This window comes from Pseudomonas sp. HP_12 (genome assembly GCF_055283955.1).
Window position 1 is genome coordinate 1 of record NZ_JBTOQG010000027.1, and the last position, 16,965, is coordinate 16,965.

A 16,965-nucleotide genomic window follows, 5' to 3' on the forward strand; every position below is an offset into this window, starting at 1 on the left:
GCCCCCCCGCCTCTCGCCTCGCGTTCGGGTGCGTGGCGCTCCGCCGGGGGGGGCTGGCCGGGGCCCCGGACCCCCCCCCCCCACCCCCCCCGCCCGCCCCGCCCCCCCCCCCCCCCCCCCACTTCCGATCAGCTTACAGGGGAGCCGGCCCAAAGCGGTTATCGCCTTTCTGACCTTCTGTAGCCAGGAACACGATGTTGGCGAAAGGCACAATGAGCCACCAGCCGCTGCGATCAGTGTCGTGCAGTCGGCGAACGCCAACGGCGAGGCCGGGTATCAATAACGCAAGGCTGTAAATATTCGAAAGCATGGAGTTGGTGCCGATGATGGCGTCGACAACGGCAATCGCGATAGAGATCAGGACGTTGATCAGGAAAAACATCCAGTACTCCTTGCGCCGCGCCCTCCCGCTGAACACCGCGTATTTCTTCAGAACGTCCACATACCAGTGAAAAAAACCTGGCTGGGCGACAACGGCAGCGCTATTGCCGCCGCCTGCGTACGCCAGCTGCGGCGCGCCGCACTGCGGGCACGTGACAGCACCATCACTGATTTCCTTTGCACAACCACGACAAAATGCCATTTGAATCTTCCTTTGATTAATTAACACACAGTCCAACGAAAATAAGCAGCGAGACACCGGATAACACAGTCCCGGCGATGGCCATGCCATAGCCCGGTCTTTTGGTGTTGATAGTGATGATCCCCAGAATCAGGGCGATGACAGAGAACAGGCCCAGGCCCTGAATCGTCTCTGTGTCCCATTCACTGTCGTCAAAGAGTGCAAGCGTGCACACGATACTGAGCACGAGCGAAAGGATTGCCATCCAGGGGGAGCCAGCGTTTGCAGGGGGGAGTGGGAGCGTTGCTGAGGTGATTTGACTCGCGCCACATTGTGGGCAAGTGACTGCCGTTTCATGCAGCTCCTTTGCACAGCCACGACAAAATACCATCGCCATCTCATTTCCCTATAGTAGAAAGGCTAGTAGGTGCGTGTCGGCAGCACGGCTGAAATCTTTAGAAAAGAGTTTGTAGGCATCCCTCCCGGCCTGTATCAAACCCGGCACGACCGTCATTGCAGAGCATTTGGCTGCCTGTTCATCCTCTTACACTGCCATGCCTGGCAAGACGAATCAGAAACCTTAACAGCTGATAACGCTTTGCATTACCAATTTATAAAAAAGTTGTTACGATCGGCGCCCTCATGCTTTTCGCCATGCGGAGCGTCGCTCGTCAGGGTGCCGTGCCGCAGATCAGCACGCCTTCGTCCTCTCCAGGAATCACCCGATGCTACGTCCCGCCCTGCCAGCCTTGTCGGCACTCGTCGCCCTTGGTTTCTCCAGCCATTCCCTCGCAGCGCCGGCGCAGCAGGATGTAGCCGATCAGCCATCGGTCACGTCGCCCGCTCAACCGGGCAGTGCCAGCGGCAACTCGGCGCCGGGTGCAGTGGCTTTGGAAGGCCTGAGCATCAACGCCGATTACGGCATCGCGGGGCAAGCGACCACGGAGAATTCGGGCTCATACACAACGGGTTCCATGAACACGGCAACCAAGCTGCCGCTGTCCATTCGCGAGACGCCGCAGTCGGTGAGTGTGATCACCCGCCAGCGCATGGACGATCAGGGCATGAACGACCTGAACGACGTGGTGAAATACGCGCCCGGCGTGACGTTGCACCGAACGGCGTCGGACCGTCAGGAGTTTCTGGCGCGCGGTTTCAAGATCGATAACATCATGTACGACGGGCTGCCGAGCAGCATCAGCGCCTACACCCAGGATGTGATTTCCGGCGCGGACCTGGCCATGTATGACCGCGTCGAAGTGGTCCGCGGGGCAACGGGGCTGATGACCGGCGCGGGCAGCCCGGCAGCGACGTTGAACCTGGTGCGCAAGCGCCCGACCGCCGTGCCGCAGGTGAGCGTGACCACCAGCGCCGGCAGTTGGGACCGGTATCGCACCGAAGTCGATGCGTCGAACAAGCTCAACGATTCCGGCACTGTTCGCGGCCGTGTCGTGGCGGCATATGAGGACGACAAAAGCTTCTCCGACATCCGCAAGAATCAGCGCCAGACCTTTTACGGCATCCTCGAAGCCGACCTGAATGATTCGACGACCTGGACCGTCGGCGCGTCCAAACAGCGTGATGACAACACCTCGGACTGGGGCGGTCTGCCCAGCGGTCCGAACGGCGAAGACTTGCACCTCAAGCGCTCGACGTTCCTCAGCAACGACTGGTCGTACTGGAACAAAGACAACATCATGTTCTTCACCGACGTCACGCACCGCTTCGACAACGGCTGGTCGGCCAAGCTGGCGGGGCAGAAGATCTGGGCCGAGGCGGACACGTTCTCCAGCTACGTCGGCAACTACGACGGTCTGGGCTTTCAGCAGTACCACGGCAAGTACCGCGACGACGACGATCAGACCAACCTGGACGCGTCCCTCAGCGGGCCGTTTCAGATGTTCGGTCGCGAGCATGAACTGGTCGTGGGCGTGAGTCATCGGCAAGAGAAGTTTCACCAGTGGGGCGGCTGGACCGACGGCACGCCGATCGACCTCTATAACCCGACCCACTCATTGATCAAACCTGACGTCGACACCAGCCTGTACGAAACCCGCAACGCCGCCACCGAAGAAGGCGTGTACGCCGTGGCGCGCCTGAACCCCATCGACCCGCTGCACGTCATCCTTGGCAGCCGCGTCAGTTGGTATGACTTCGACAACCGCGTCGGCAGTGGCGATTACAAGGTGGTGCGCGAAGTCACGCCGTATGCTGGCGTCATTTATGACCTGAACGACACGTACTCGGCCTACGCCAGCTACACCGAAATCTTCAAGCCGCAGACCGAAATGGATTCCTCGCGCTCAGTGTTAAAGCCCATGACCGGCAAGAACTACGAGATCGGCCTGAAAGGCGAGTACTTTGATGGCGCGCTGAATGCGTCGGTGGCGCTGTTTGAAATGGAGCAGGAAAACCGTGCCTATCTGCTGCAGGACCAGAATTCCACCAATTGCCCAAGCTTCCCGGCTTCCAGCTGCTACGGCGCAGCGGGCAAGGTGCGCAGCCGCGGGATCGACACCGAGCTGAGCGGCGCGCTGACGCCGGACTGGCAGTTCTCGGCGTCCTACACCTACGTGCTGAGCCAGTTTGTCGAAGACGGTACCAAAAGCAACGAAGGAAAATTGTTCGCCCCCGAGCAGCCGAAGCACCTGTTCAAAGCCGCGACCAGCTACACCTTGCCGGGCGAGCTGCACAAATGGCGAGTGGGCGCGGACGTGCTGGCCCAGAGCAAGACCTTCAATCGCGTCGGCGACGGTCAGGCGGATCAGGACGCTTACGGCATCGTCGGCCTGATGGCCGGTTACAAGCTGAACGAGCACTGGGACGGCCGGGTCAACGTCAATAACCTGTTCGATACCCGCTACTGGCAGGGCATCCCGACAAACTCGGGCACCGGCGTCTACGGCGATCCGCGCAACCTGATGTTCTCGGTGAAGTGGACGCTCTGATCACTCGCCGCACCCGGCACATCGTTTGATCGCAACGCACTGCAATCAGACGTCCTTGTCCTGATCCTCCGTGAGCAAATCGAGCCCGGCCAAGGGCTCGATCAGCTTCGCGCCTTCGTTGCGCACGTTACCGACCTCCTTGCCCACGGCATGCCAGTGGAAATCGCTGACCGGCCGGCAGCCTTCCTGCGCGATTTGCTCAAGGCGTGATGCCGGCGTCTGCGGGTCGACCCATTCCCGGGCGAGCTCGGGCGTCAGCACCAGCGGGCGGCGGTCGTGGATGTCGAGCATGCCGGCATCGCTGGCGGCGGTGATGATGACGAAGCCGTCGCGTTCGTCTGGCTCAAGGCCGGGCCTGACTTGGCCCAATGCCGCGAAGTACATCGGTCCCTGGTCTTTCAGATGGATGAAGTACGGCTGCTTGCGCTTCGCATCGTTGGGGTCTTTGACCCATTCAAACCAGCCGTTCGCCGGGGCCAGGGCACGACCGTTCGGCCACAGATCCTTGAAAAACTTCCCGCTCATCACCGTTTCGACCCGCGCATTGATCGGGTCGGGCCGTTTGCCTTTCGCCCAGTAGGGCGACCAGCCCCAGCGCACCTTGTCGACGCTCAGGCCGTCGGACACCGGGCGGATGATCTCGACGCGGGTGGTCGGCGCCACGTTGTAGCGCGCGATGGGCCAGAGATCGTAGCCGTTGATCACCAACTGCTCTGGCGCAAGCGTCTTGAGGTAATGGTCCATTGGCTCGTAGATCGAGTAGCGTCCGCACATGTGTCACCCGTCGAATTTTCCTGCTTATCAGATTGACCGCACGCGGCTGAGAACGTTAACTGTATATACGTACAGTTAACAAACACAAGGTCAGTCCCATGAGTGTCACCATCCTTGGCCGGTTATCGGCGGCGGGCGAGCGGTTTCCCCTTTATGCCTTTCAAGTGCCCGCAGGTTTTCCTTCGCCGGCGGCCGATCACATCGAGCGGCACATCTCGCTGGACGAGCTGTTCGACATCCGCGCGCCCCATGTCTATCTCGTGAAAATAGAGGGCGACAGCATGCAGGGCGCGGGCATCTATTGCGGCGATCTGGTGATCGTCGACCGCAGCCTGTACGCCGAGCATGGCGACATCGTCATCGCCGCGCTGAATACCGAGCCAGTCTGCAAGCGCCTGCACATGCGTGGCAATGAAGTCATCCTCAAATCCGAAAACACCAAATACCCGCCGCGCTATGTCATGGAAGGCGACGAGTTGCTGATCTGGGGCGTGGTGAAATACAGCGTTCGCGATCACGACAAGGTGATGCATTCGTGATTCAGAGGCTTTCTATATAAGGAGGCGCGGAGGAGGGGGGGTGACAGCACGGGCGTATTGGAACCATTCAAGCGCCCGTGCCACACAGCATAAACCTCTCAGGATGACCTCCAATGCCGCCTGCCTTCCGCCTGTATTCGGGCGCTTTGCGTGTCGTTCGACCGATGCGCCTCGCTTCACTGACTGTTGCGATGTTGTGTGCCGGTTGCCAGTCTTACGGCCCGCCCGAGGCGAGCACCGAACGCACGCCGCGCCTGGTGGCAGGGCTCCATCGCAGCGAAGAGCCGGTGGCTTATTCGCGGTCGACGCAACCCTACGACGGCAGTGATATCTGGCAACGGATGGGACAGGATTTCCGCCTGGCCGACGACAACGGCGTCAACGAACGCATCGTGCGGCAGCGCGACTGGCTGCTGGGCAACGCAGGCTTCATCCGCAATGCCAGTCAGCGGGCCAGCCCGTATTTGCATTTCATCGTCGAAACCCTCGACCAGCGGGCGATGCCGGCCGAGCTGGCTTTGTTGCCGATCATCGAGAGTGCCTACAACCCCAAAGCCAATTCGATCCGTGACGCGGCCGGCCTGTGGCAGTTCATGGCGGCCACCGGGCGCGATTTCAACCTGCGCCAGACCGCCTGGTATGACGGACGGCGTGACGTCGTGGCGTCCAGCAAAGCGGCGATGGATTACCTGACGCGCCTGCACACCCAGTTCGGCGGCGACTGGCTGTTGGCGATGGCGGCCTATAACGCAGGGGAGGGCACGGTGAGCCGGGCCATCGACGCGAATCAGCGCCGAGGCCTGCCTACCGATTACTGGCACCTGAGCCTGCCAAAGGAAACCCAGGATTACGTGCCGCGACTGCTGGCGTTGTCGATGCTAGTGCGCGAACCCGAGACCTATGGCGTGAAGCTCAGCCCGGTGGCCAACGCGCCGTATTTCACGGTGCTGGAGCTGGCGCGGCCGGTGGATCTGGAGCGCCTCGCCGCCAGTGCCGGCATTGATCGCTCGGTGTTGTTGAACCTCAATCCGGCGTTTCTTCGCAAAAAAACCGCCGACGGGCCCTCCCGCGTGCTCGTGCCTCGCGACCAGTTGGAGCAGCTTTCTGCCACCCTCGGCAAAATGACCGACGACGTCATGCCCGGTAACGAGGCACTGGCGGTGACCACTGCCACGGCGTCAGCGGGGATTGTGCGTCCCTGAAGCGACACTCCAGTCACCAATTTGTCCGCTTCGGGCCCACTTTTGGCAGCAATGGGCTCGTCGTGTGTCGGCACGGACACAATCCGGCCGTGTGCTTTTCACATCCCGATCGCCCCGGATGAGCCGGGTCAGACTTATTCATAGAACCAATTAACAAAAATTTCACCGAACTTTTCAGACGCGTTGTAAAAACGCCGATACATCATGGCCAGTCGCCTCCGAAGACACAATTAGAAACATCCACTGCCATAGGTTGATGAGTGCTCAGGTCCGGTGAGCGGTGCCAGACAAGTCGTACTCAACGGCAATGAATAGTTGGATCCCATTATCGAATCAGCACTGATGCGCAAACCTTTGCTTTGCATTTAATAGTCGAAAATAAAATGACCGCCATGCCCGACCCTCTAAATTCAAGGGGTTTGGACCTATACGCGAGAGTACAGTAAAGCGTGTTCGGAAAACCGAGTTGGAGCAGTCGGATTTCCGAACGTAGTTAAACTAATGGTCCTGAGAACTAGCAAGCAATACGCAAGTTGTTAAATAACTTATAAAGTTCGCAGAGGGTTATATAAGTTCTCGGGGCCAACAGTTCATAAGTGCAATGAAGCACTTAGTTCTGATTAACGTCAGGCACGGGCGGGTAGTTAATAGTCGTCGGTGAGGCAGGCTTGATGAATGTTAGCGAGTCGTACGCGGCATTAATAAGAGCGTTCGATGGTTAACGGTTACGCAGAGGGAGGATCGATCGTGCAGGGCGGGATGAAATGCACCATGGCAGAGCATAACCCGATGATTGTTAAGCTATTGTGATGCAGGCGCCAGGCCGGCCGGGCCCTTGGACGCGCCCAATGACTCATTGTCCAGTCGAGGGCACCGGAAGATTTTAAATAGCCGTTTGAATGTTTTGCAGATAATTAGTTAACTCCGTCAATAAAGTCAAAGTGCTATCACGCTGGCGGTGTGAAGTATGTCTCACGACGCTGGGGAACTAAATTTAATTATTGCTGCCTTTGAAATGCGTGGTATTAATAAATCGCTTGCTCCCACTACGAGAGGTATCGATGAAAGAAGAAATCGATGTAAGCGACTGTTCGTGTCAGCCTGAAAATGTGGCGCTGGATATCCAGCAGATAGCATTGAATACCGCCAACCTGAGTATGGATTTGCTGCTCTGCGGGGAGACTGGAACAGGCAAGGACACGCTGGCCAAACGTATTCATGACTTGTCCGGTCGGACAGGTTCTTTCATCGGTATGAACTGCGCCGCCATTCCGGAATCCCTGGCGGAAAGTCAGTTGTTCGGTGTTGTGAATGGCGCCTATACCGGTGTCAGCCGGTCCCGGGAGGGGTACATCGAAGCGGCCTGCGGCGGCACGCTGTACCTGGACGAGATCGACAGCATGCCGCTGAGCCTGCAGGCCAAGCTGCTGCGGATTCTGGAAACCCGGGGCATCGAGCGATTGGGTTCGACCGACTTCATTCCGGTGGACCTTCGGGTCATCGCTTCGGCGCAGCGCCCTCTGGATGAACTCGTGGAACAAGGGCTTTTTCGTCGCGACCTGTTTTTTCGGCTCAATGTGCTGACCATTCAAATGCCAGCCTTGCGCAAGCGTCGCGAACAGATCCTGCCGTTGTTCGACCAGTTCACCCAGGAAGTCGCCGCCGATTTCGGCTGCCCGGTCCCCGAGCTGGACAACCGCCTGGTACAACTGCTGCTCAGCCATTCATGGCCTGGCAACATTCGCGAACTGAAGTCTGCCGCCAAGCGTAGCGTGCTGGGCTTCCCGCTGCTGGGCGGCGATGCGCCTCCGGATCGCGATCTGGAAACCGGCCTGAAGACCCAGCTGCGTGTCATCGAAAGAATGCTCATCGAAGACGCGCTCAAGCGCCACAAGCACAGCCTGGAAGCCGTGGTGCAGGAGCTCGAAATTCCCCGGCGCACGTTGTATCACCGGATGAAAGAGCTGGGCATGAACGATGCGGAAGAAGCGGCGATTTCGTAGGACCGGTTTCAGCCGGGAAGAGGTCAGTGTGTTCCGTATCAATCGTGTGGTGTAGCGCCTGACGCCTTCCCGGCTAACGCAGGTCCCACGAAAGCGAGTCCTGCCCAGAGTCCCACACATACCTGCCGCACCAGGCGCGCTGTTTCGTAATGGACGCCTCGCAGCAAATCTCGCGCAGCCAATGTCGCGTAACCCTGAAATACCAGAGGTCGTGGATGAGTGTGTACGAGTTATTCGATGAGCAACTGGAGGACGACCATCAGGTGCCGAACCTGCGCGTGGTGGCCCGAAGTCTCGGTCAGTTGGGGATCGACCTGCTGCTGTCAGGGGAAACCGGCACCGGCAAGGACACCGTCGCCAGCCGGATCCACACGCTGTCCGGACGCAAGGGCCGGCTGGTCGCGATGAACTGCGCCGCCATTCCGGAATCCCTGGCCGAGAGCGAATTGTTCGGCGTGGTCAGTGGCGCCTACACCGGCGCGGACAAGGCGCGGGTCGGCTACATCGAAGCGGCCCAGGGCGGCACCTTGTACCTGGACGAGATCGACAGCATGCCCCTGAGCCTGCAAGCCAAACTCCTGCGGGTGCTGGAAACGCGCTCGGTCGAACGGCTCGGCTCGACGACACCCATTGCTCTGGACGTCTGCGTCATTGCCTCGGCTCAGCGCTCCCTCGACGAAATGGTCGAGCAGGGTCGTTTTCGCCGGGATCTGTATTTCCGCCTGAACGTCCTGACCGTCACGCTGGCGCCCCTGCGCGAGCAGCGCGCCCGTATCCTTCCGCTGTTCACCCGCTTCGCTGAGGCGGCGGCGCAGGAGTCGGGTATTCCGGTGCCCGAGACCACCGGCGTGCTGCGTCACGTCCTGCTCAACCATGACTGGCCGGGCAACATCCGCGAACTGAAATCAGCGGCCAAGCGTCACGTCATGGGCTTTCCGCTGCTGGGCGGCGAGTCCGGCGAGGAGGGCGAGTCATCGGGCCTCAAATCGCAGTTGCGGGTGATCGAAAAAGCACTGATTCAGGCGTCGCTCAAGCGACACAACAACAGCGTCGAAGCGGTGAGTCAGGAGCTCGACATCCCCCGTCGCACGCTCTACCACCGCATGAAAGAACTGGACGTCTGACCTCCGGTCACCTCGCTGCTTCTGGCGACACCTGCTCGTCCACACGTCCATATCCGCAGCTTCCGTGAACATCCCGAATTTTATTGAGCCCCATGCGGAACCGATCCCGAGGTCGGTGCCACCCATTGGCACCAAGCACTTTCGCTGGTGATGACTCAGGAGTGTTCGACATGAATCCAATCTCAATGGTCGGTGGCCTCGCCAACAGCGCGATCAACGCGGGCGGGCAAATGACTCAGCAGGCAGCCAGCGCTGTGACCAACGTCAAGCAGGAAAACCAGATCACCGAATCTGCCGCTCCTTCCAAGGCCGAAGCCGCACAAAACGCCGCCACCGAAAAGGCCGATGCCAGCCAGGCGCGCCTGATTGCCATGCAGACCGAAGCCGACATCCGCAAGCAGACCAACGACGTCCTCAGCGCTATCCGTTCCGGCAAGGAAGACAGCGCCAACAAGGCGATCAGTGCCGAGGCGCAGAACGCCAAAGGCATCAGCTACTGATCGGTCCGAGCGCCCCCTGAAAAAGGGGGCATCCACCTGAGGATGGAGGTTTCATGCTAAGTCTCAATGCCAATACCAATCCGCTGCAAAACCTGCACATCGGCACCGTGGTGTCCCAGCCGACGCTGGGCGGCGACAAGACCCCGCAGTCGCTCAAGGACGTGATCGATCAGCTCGCTCAGGCGCTGACCAAAGGCGGGCACCTGGACAAGGAATCGCCGCTGGGCCAGATGGTCGGCAAGCAAATGGAGAAGAACAATCCGTTGGCGTCGCTGATCGGCGGCAATCCGGACATGATCAAGGCTGCTCTGGGCGACCTGATCAAGGACAAGCTGGGGGAAAACTTTGGTGCTGCCGCCGATGCAGGCCAGGCAGGTGCCGGCGCGCCGGACCTGATGTCGCAGACCCTCAACGGTCTGGCCAAGGCCTCGCTAGATGACCTGCTGACCAAAACGGATCAAGGCACGACCTTCTCCAAGGGCGACATGCCGCTGCTGGAAAAAATCGCCGAATTCATGGACCAGCGCACCGCCCAGGATCCGCAGAAGTTTCCGGCGCCGGATTCGGGCTCCTGGAAGAACGAACTCACGGCTGAGGGCGATAACTTCCTCGACGGCAAAGAAACGGCTGCCTTTCGTTCTGCACTGGACTCGCTGGGCAGCCAGCTCGGTCAGGAACAGAACGGCCTTAGTGATGCCGGCGGCGGGTCGCCACTCGGCAGCGTTTCGCCCACCGATCCATCGGGCGGCGCTGCGCAGACCCCGAACAGCGTCAATCAAGACCTCGGCCAACTGCTGGGTGACCTGCTGCAGAAGGGCGTCAACGCCAGCGTCGGCGGCGGCCTCGGTACGCCGATGAACGATGCGTCTCAGTCCGGCGGTGCCACCAATAGCGTGACCCAGGACCTGGGGCAACTGCTCAGCGGCCTGATCAAGAAAGGCCTCGAAGCCGAACAGAACGGTGCCGGCGTCAACGGCGCAGGCGGGCAAACCAATCCGTTCGCCCAGCAGGATCAGCAAAACATGCTGGCCCAGGCCGCCACTGCCCTTGTCTCGGCCCTGGTGGGCGGCGGCAACAACAGCAACAGCAACAGCCTTTCCTGAAGCCAACCGTACGCATCGACACCGTCTGCCGGAGAACGCCCGTGACCCTTTCCAATGTCAACCAACTCAAATCGCCGTCCACCGATCTTGAGCCACGCCTGGATCAGGGACTGGTCAGCGGGCCTTCGCAGGCGGACGTCGATCTGTTCAACGCCGCCATGCGCCCCGAGCTGTCGATGCAGCAGAGTCATCTGTCCGAGCAGATCGCCAGCGCGCTGTCGGACCGTCTTGGCGCCACCGACAAGCTGTCGCAGCAAGCCGCGCGCAAGATGAAACGGGCGTCCACCACTGACGACCCGCTGGAAATTTCCCAGATGAGCCGGTCGCTGTCGCAGTACTCGCTGCAGATGGCGCTGACCACCAAAGTCGTCAGCAAGAGCGCCCAGGCCCTCGATAAACTGACCAACCTGCAGTAGAGGCATACCGTGAACTACCTGACTGCGGGACTGATCTGCCTGATGCTGCTGCTCAGCGGGTGCAGCGACGACACGGACCTGTTCACCGGGCTGTCCGAGCAGGATTCCAACGACGTGATCGCCAGCCTCGCCGACCAGCACATCGACGCGCGCAAGCGCAGCGAGAAGACCGGCGTGGTCATCAGCGTGCCGACGGCCGAGATCAATCGCGCGGTGCGGATCCTCGATGCTGCCGGCCTGCCGCGTCGTTCGCGCACCAGCCTGGGCGAAATCTTCAAGAAGGAAGGGGTGATTTCCACGCCGCTGGAAGAGCGCGCGCGGTACATCTACGCCTTGTCCCAGGAGCTGGAAGCGACGCTGTCGCAGATTGACGGCGTCATCGTCGCCCGCGTCCATGTCGTGCTGCCTGAACGCATCGCGCCGGGCGAGCCGGTGCAGCCTGCGTCGGCGGCAGTGTTCATCAAACACACCTCGGCCCTCGACCCCGACAGCGTGCGCGGGCGTATTCAGCAAATGGTCGCCAGCAGCATCCCCGGCATGTCCGGCGAGCCGCTGGATTCGAAGAAATTCGCCATCGTGTTCGTCCCGGCGGCGGAATTTCAGGACACCGAACGGCTGGTGAACTTCGGGCCCTTTCTGATCGACAGCGCCAACCTCGACTTCTGGAATCGCATGCTGTGGCTCGCGCCGTTTGCCGCGCTGCTGCTGCTTGCCTTGATCGTGTTGATCCTGCGCGGCGACTGGCGCAATGCGCTGTTGCAACGCATCGGCCTGCGACGCAGTGCCCGGACGAGCATGCCGGTGCGGGCGTAATGCTCAGCGTCGAGGAGCACTGGATTCGCTGGTGGTGCGCGCCCTGGGAATGGGCCCACGCCGACTGGATCGACGTGTTCGCCGACCATTGCGGCATCACCCGCGAGGACTGTACGGAACTGCTCGGCACTCGCCACGACGTGTTTCTGCACAGCGTTGGCGTGGTCCCGAGCCAACCGCCGCCGCCTGTTGATTCGCTGATGCAGTGGCTGCGACTGGATGAAGCGCAGCAGCACCGGGCGCTGTCCTTGGCGGGCCGGATCTGTTTCGGCCAGACCGACCGCGCTGGCGCCGATGACGCCGGGCAGGTGCATGAGCCCTGGTGCCGCGCGGTGGCCAAAGCGTTGCGGCCCGGTTTATGGCTGGACGCCTCGGTGACGGATGCGCGGGTGTTGCTGGCGGCGTGGGCGGGTGAGCCTTGCTGGTCGCGGCTGCGCCTGTCCTGGGCGCCGGATGCACTGCCGCCGCCCTGCGCCGAGCTGCCCGAGAACAAGCTGCACACCCTGTGGCACTCGGTGTTATGGCGGGTGACGACGCCTTGATGAGTGCGGTTACCTCATTGTCCTTCAGGAGCTGAACATGCTCGCCAAGCGTCGTCTTGTGTTGTCTTCCTCTGCCGTGCTGGTCACCGACATTCTGCGTCGCGAAGACCTGGCCGGTACCGTGCTCGCCGCTGAAGTGCTGGACAACGCCCGCGCTGAAGCCGAGCAGATTCTTGCCGATGCACACGCCCAGGCGCAGCAGGAAAAGGATCAGGCACTGGCGCAATTCTGGGACAGCGCCAACGGTTTTCTGCAGCAGCTGGAGCAGCAGCGATCGGCGCTGGCGCAGGAATCCATGGAGGCTGTTGAAGCCTTGCTCAATGAGGCCCTCGCCGAGTTGCTCGACCAGACGACACTCGCTGAACGCAGTCGCGCGCTGATGAGGAATCTTGCCGCCGGCCAGACCGTCGAAACCAGGGCCGTGCTCAGCGCCCATCCCGACATGCTCGACAGCCTCGGTGAGTGGCTGTCGGCCAGTCGCTTTGCCGATCACTGGCAGCTAAAAGGTGACCCGACGCTGGCGCCGCAGACCTTGCGCCTGAGCGACGCCAATGGTGCGTTCGACATCGACTGGGACAGCCTGCGCCGTGGGCTCGCGGGGCCGACGGCGCATTCATGAGTTTTTCTTGACCCGGTTGTGACGGTTCATGGAACCGGAGCGGCCGCAGGTTCCACTCAGGGGTTGAATCCCTCAGTTGGAGCCAACGGCATGATCAGTTTCAAATCCCTGCAAAACCACCTCGATCACTCCTATTCCCGCGCCCAGGACGACATGCAGGACGCCGCCGAAACCGCCTCGGAAAGCGGCACCATGGAAGATTTCCAGGCGTTCAGCGATGCCTCGCAGCAGACCAACGTCGCCAACATGATTCTCAACGAAGGGCTGCGCGCCAAACACGGCATCACCAAAGCGATCATCGATGGAATTCAGTGAATTCAGCGCGATCCTCGCCCAGTGGTGCGAGCGCCGTCCGCTCGCGCCGCTGGACTGCTGGATCGATGACGCCAACGCGCGGCTGGCGGTGTCGGGCAACGGCATTCGCCTGAGCCTCGATGTGCTCGATCCCTACGACGGCAGCGACCCGCAACGCCTCGACGCGGTACTCGCCCAAGGCGGTGCCGGCGTGGCCTGTGCCTGTGAGGGCGGGCTGGCCATCGACCCCGACACCCGCTGCGTGGTGTTGGTCAGCTGGATTGCCGACCCCTGTAGTCCCACGCACCTGCTTGAACGTCTGGAGCGCCTGGCCAATCAGCGCGCCGCGATGCTCAGCCTCATGCAAACCTCGATTCGCAGCGCGACCGCCTCGTCGTCACGCTCGACCCTCAGAACCTGGCAACCGGGAGTGTGAAATGCGCAAGGCCTTAATGTGGTTGCCTTTGCTGATGATCGGCATTGGTGCGCCGGCGCTGGCCGCGGTGCCTGACGCCTGGAAACACACCGCCTACGCCTACGACGCGCGGCAGACCGAACTGGCGACTGCGCTGGCAGACTTCGCCAAGGAGTTCGGCATCGGCCTGGACATGCCGGCGATCCAGGGCACGCTGGACGGGCGCATTCGTGCGCAGAACCCCCAGGAATTCCTCGACCGGCTGGGTCAGGAGCATCATTTCCAGTGGTTCGTCTACAACGAAACCCTGTACATCAGCCCGACCAGCGAGCAGACCTCGGCGCGTATCGAAGTGTCGCCGGAAGCGGTTGATGACCTGCAGCAGGCGCTGTCCGATGTCGGCCTGCTGGACAAGCGCTTCGGCTGGGGCGCATTGCCCGACGAAGGCGTGGTGCTGGTGCGCGGCCCGGCCAAGTACGTCGACTTTGTGCGCAGTTACAGCAAGAAGGTCGAGGCGCCGGAAAAAGCCGAGAAGCAGGACATCGTGGTCCTCCCGCTGAAGTACGCCAACGCCGCCGACCGCACCATTCGCTATCGCGATCAACAGCTCACCGTCGCCGGCGTCGCCAGCATTCTCCAGGAGCTGCTGGAAAGTCGCTCCCGTGGCGAGTCCATCAACGGCGTCAACCTGCTGCAAGGGCAGGGCGGCGCGGGGGGATCTGCAGGCGGCGGCGCCACGTCCTCAGGCCTGAACTACGGCGGCATGCAAAGCCAGGGCTTTGACACCGGGGCCATCGAACAGGGGCTGGATCGGGTGCTGGGCTCCAAGGGCAAACGCGGCGGGTCGTCCAGCGAAGCGGCGGGCCGCTCGAAAATCCGCGTCAGCGCCGACGTGCGCAACAACTCGGTGCTGATCTACGACCTGCCCAAGCGCCGGGCGATGTACGAGAAGCTGGTCAAGGAACTGGATACGCCGCGCAACCTGATCGAGATCGACGCGGTGATTCTCGACATCGACCGCAACGAGCTGGCGCAGCTGTCCAGCCGCTGGAACTTCAAAGGCGGCAGCGTGAGCGGTGGCGCCAATCTGTTCGAGCAGGGCACCAGCACCACGCTGTTCATTCAGGATGCCGGCAAGTTCTCGGCGGACCTGCATGCCCTCGAAGGCAACGGCGCGGCGTCGGTGATCGGCAATCCGTCGATTCTGACCCTTGAAAACCAGCCGGCGGTGATCGACTTCAGCCGCACCGAATACCTCACCGCCACTTCCGAGCGCGTCGCGGACATTGTGCCCATTACGGCGGGCACCAGCTTGCAGGTGATTCCGCGCTCCCTGGACCAGAACGGCAAATCCCAGGTGCAATTGATCGTCGACATCGAAGACGGCCAGATCGACACCTCGCAAATCAACGAAGACCAGCCGGCGGTGCGCAAGGGCAACGTCAGCACCCAGGCGGTGATCGCTGAGCACGGGTCGCTGGTCATCGGCGGATTCCACGGGCTGGAAACCACCGACAAGGTCAACAAAATCCCGCTGCTGGGCGATATTCCAGTGATCGGCAAACTGCTGTTCCAGTCCCGCAGTCGCGAGCTGAACCAGCGTGAGCGCCTGTTCATCCTCACGCCGAGGCTGATAGGCGATCAGATCAACCCGGCGCGTTACGTGCAGAACGGCAACCCCCACGACGTCGATGACCAGATGAAGCGCATCAAGGAACGCCGCGACGGTGGCGAACAACCGACTCGCAGCGACGTGCAGAACGCCTTCACCCAGTTGCTCGACGGCGTGACCCCGGTGGGCTTCAACAGTGGCGAGACCTTGCCGTTCGAAGCCGACAGCCTGTGTGATCCGGGCATCGGTCTGACCATGGATCGCCAGCGTTCCCAGTGGTTTACCCGCAAGGACTGGGGCATCGCGGTGGTCGTGGCGCGCAACACCACCAGCAAACCGGTGCGCATCGACGAAAGCCGCTGTGGCGGTCGCTGGGTGATGGGTGTCAGCGCATGGCCCCATGCGTGGCTGCAGCCGGGGGCGGAGAGTGAAATCTACATCGCCCTGCGTCAGCCGCAGGTGTCGAGCAAGGCCAAACAGAACCGACCTTCGCTGCTCAAGGGGGCTACACGATGAACCTGCGCGGTTTGCTTTTGCTGTTTCTGGTCACTGCCACGTTGGCGGGGTGTGCCACCCATGGGTGTTCGGGTTATTCGTGCAAGCGGCCGGATTCCAATGACCGGGAGCTGGTGATCTGGTGGCCGCCGGACATGCGTCAGGGGATTGATGAGCGTGACCATGAGCAGGATTTTACTGTGGTGCCATTGAAGGACTGAGCATGATTCGGGTATCGGAAAAATCAGCGTTTTACGCCCACGTCGCCGCCGAGCGTGCAGCGATCTGGCCGGTGGCGACGGGTGTGGCGTTTGTCAGTCGACGTGAGCATCGGGACTGGGGCATCGCGCTGCATATCGAGGGCCGGGCCTTGCGCCCGGAGCAGTTGCGCGATGCGTTGGAGCGGCGGTTTTCGCAGGCGGAGTTGTTTAACGATTTCTTTCTGTTTCTGGATGTGCAGCGGGATTTTGTGGTGTGGCACGCGGTGCCCGATGCGCAGGGGGCGGCGGTGAGTCTGGACAGTATTCGTCGGCAGGAGCTGGAGCTGGCGGGGTTGGGGCATCTCAGTGATGCTTTGCAATAGCGCGCTCGCGGGGCTCGCTTTCAAGATTTGGAGCAAAATCCGGATCAAGAGCGTCTGCCTAACGGCAGACATTTCGCCTTCGGCGAGTTACTTGGAAAAGCACCCCAAGTAACCAAGGGTGCCTGCTCCTGGTTGGGCCCTTCGTTCCTCAGGGTTCCTTCACTCCGGTCCCGCTCCGTGGGCCCGCCGCCATCCGCCATCCATGGCGGGGGGCGGCTCTCGCGGCATCCATGCCGCTCGGCCCACTCCGCGAGACCTCCGTTCAGCCTGCACCAAAGTCGCGATTGGCGGTGTTTGACCCATCTCGGTTGAAGATCAACAGCAGATCAAAAGCTTCCCGGCTGAAGCCGGTCCTACGGTCGAGGTCGCCGTCGACTCTTTCTGAATGCACGCGATGCTTTTAGTGGGACCGGCTTTAGCC

At 61.4% G+C, this 16,965-nt stretch carries 18 protein-coding genes and 1 pseudogene; 16 read left to right on the forward strand and 3 right to left on the reverse strand.

What is annotated here, in order from left to right:
* Positions 1–133 precede the first annotated feature (133 nt).
* Together ACYASU_RS17690 and ACYASU_RS17695 are read right to left on the reverse strand one after the other, a co-directional pair.
* Positions 134–583, reverse strand: coding sequence for a DUF805 domain-containing protein (locus ACYASU_RS17690; protein ID WP_423574732.1), 450 nt, complete (start codon positions 581–583; stop codon positions 134–136).
* 16 nt (positions 584–599) lie between these two features.
* Positions 600–959 (reverse strand): DUF4190 domain-containing protein, encoded by a 360-nt coding sequence (locus tag ACYASU_RS17695; protein ID WP_463583550.1) that lies wholly within the window; start codon positions 957–959, stop codon positions 600–602.
* Positions 960–1,287: 328 nt separating this feature from the next.
* Between ACYASU_RS17695 and ACYASU_RS17700 the strand changes: the two genes are divergently transcribed.
* Positions 1,288–3,510, forward strand: coding sequence for a TonB-dependent siderophore receptor (locus tag ACYASU_RS17700; RefSeq protein ID WP_463583551.1), 2,223 nt, complete (start codon positions 1,288–1,290; stop codon positions 3,508–3,510).
* Positions 3,511–3,555: 45 nt separating this feature from the next.
* On the opposite strand, the gene ACYASU_RS17705 is transcribed toward ACYASU_RS17700, so the two are convergent.
* Positions 3,556–4,284: an SOS response-associated peptidase family protein gene (locus tag ACYASU_RS17705; RefSeq protein WP_463583552.1), complete on the reverse strand. Its 729-nt coding sequence runs from the start codon at positions 4,282–4,284 to the stop codon at positions 3,556–3,558.
* 98 nt (positions 4,285–4,382) lie between these two features.
* Here ACYASU_RS17705 and ACYASU_RS17710 point away from each other — a divergent pair, with 98 nt between their 5' ends.
* The 15 genes and pseudogenes from ACYASU_RS17710 to ACYASU_RS17780 all read left to right on the forward strand — a co-directional run bounded on the left by ACYASU_RS17710 (position 4,383) and on the right by ACYASU_RS17780 (position 16,544).
* Complete coding sequence (locus ACYASU_RS17710) at positions 4,383–4,823, forward strand: LexA family protein (RefSeq protein ID WP_065989204.1); 441 nt, start codon at positions 4,383–4,385, stop codon at positions 4,821–4,823.
* A gap of 113 nt (positions 4,824–4,936) precedes the next feature.
* Positions 4,937–6,022: pseudogene (locus ACYASU_RS17715) on the forward strand (transglycosylase SLT domain-containing protein); the annotation flags it as partial.
* A gap of 1,064 nt (positions 6,023–7,086) precedes the next feature.
* Positions 7,087–8,028: a sigma 54-interacting transcriptional regulator gene (locus ACYASU_RS17720; RefSeq protein WP_463583553.1), complete on the forward strand. Its 942-nt coding sequence runs from the start codon at positions 7,087–7,089 to the stop codon at positions 8,026–8,028.
* Between the two features lie 215 nt (positions 8,029–8,243).
* The gene (locus ACYASU_RS17725; protein WP_463583554.1) at positions 8,244–9,152 is read left to right on the forward strand and encodes a sigma 54-interacting transcriptional regulator; all 909 of its coding nucleotides are present in this window, start codon (positions 8,244–8,246) and stop codon (positions 9,150–9,152) included.
* Positions 9,153–9,322: 170 nt separating this feature from the next.
* Positions 9,323–9,652, forward strand: a complete 330-nt coding sequence (locus ACYASU_RS17730; RefSeq protein WP_108122843.1) for a type III secretion system major pilin HrpA — start codon at positions 9,323–9,325, stop codon at positions 9,650–9,652.
* Positions 9,653–9,705: 53 nt separating this feature from the next.
* Positions 9,706–10,755, forward strand: coding sequence for a type III secretion system effector HrpZ (locus ACYASU_RS17735; RefSeq protein ID WP_463583555.1), 1,050 nt, complete (start codon positions 9,706–9,708; stop codon positions 10,753–10,755).
* A 41-nt stretch (positions 10,756–10,796) separates the two neighbouring features.
* A complete protein-coding gene (sctI, locus tag ACYASU_RS17740) occupies positions 10,797–11,171 on the forward strand; it encodes a type III secretion system inner rod subunit SctI (RefSeq protein WP_192134532.1) in 375 nt (124 codons plus the stop codon).
* A gap of 9 nt (positions 11,172–11,180) precedes the next feature.
* Positions 11,181–11,984, forward strand: coding sequence for a type III secretion system inner membrane ring lipoprotein SctJ (gene sctJ / locus ACYASU_RS17745; protein ID WP_463583556.1), 804 nt, complete (start codon positions 11,181–11,183; stop codon positions 11,982–11,984).
* Positions 11,984–12,526 (forward strand): type III secretion protein, encoded by a 543-nt coding sequence (locus ACYASU_RS17750; RefSeq protein ID WP_423574709.1) that lies wholly within the window; start codon positions 11,984–11,986, stop codon positions 12,524–12,526. Before sctJ ends, ACYASU_RS17750 begins: the two co-directional genes overlap by 1 nt.
* Positions 12,527–12,563: 37 nt before the next feature.
* Positions 12,564–13,145 (forward strand): type III secretion system stator protein SctL, encoded by a 582-nt coding sequence (gene sctL, locus ACYASU_RS17755; RefSeq protein ID WP_463583557.1) that lies wholly within the window; start codon positions 12,564–12,566, stop codon positions 13,143–13,145.
* Positions 13,146–13,235: 90 nt separating this feature from the next.
* Positions 13,236–13,460, forward strand: coding sequence for a type III secretion protein (locus ACYASU_RS17760; protein ID WP_065989219.1), 225 nt, complete (start codon positions 13,236–13,238; stop codon positions 13,458–13,460).
* Positions 13,447–13,875, forward strand: coding sequence for a type III secretion system chaperone family protein (locus ACYASU_RS17765; protein WP_463583558.1), 429 nt, complete (start codon positions 13,447–13,449; stop codon positions 13,873–13,875). The genes ACYASU_RS17760 and ACYASU_RS17765 overlap by 14 nt, the downstream gene beginning before the upstream one ends.
* Before the next feature lies 1 nt (position 13,876).
* A complete protein-coding gene (sctC, locus tag ACYASU_RS17770; RefSeq protein ID WP_463583559.1) occupies positions 13,877–15,982 on the forward strand; it encodes a type III secretion system outer membrane ring subunit SctC in 2,106 nt (701 codons plus the stop codon).
* Positions 15,979–16,182: an HrpT family type III secretion system protein gene (gene hrpT, locus ACYASU_RS17775; RefSeq protein WP_074891941.1), complete on the forward strand. Its 204-nt coding sequence runs from the start codon at positions 15,979–15,981 to the stop codon at positions 16,180–16,182. The genes sctC and hrpT overlap by 4 nt, the downstream gene beginning before the upstream one ends.
* A 2-nt stretch (positions 16,183–16,184) precedes the next feature.
* Entirely contained in the window at positions 16,185–16,544 is a 360-nt protein-coding gene (locus tag ACYASU_RS17780) for a type III secretion protein HrpV (RefSeq protein ID WP_192174800.1), read from the forward strand.
* Positions 16,545–16,965: the final 421 nt, after the last annotated feature.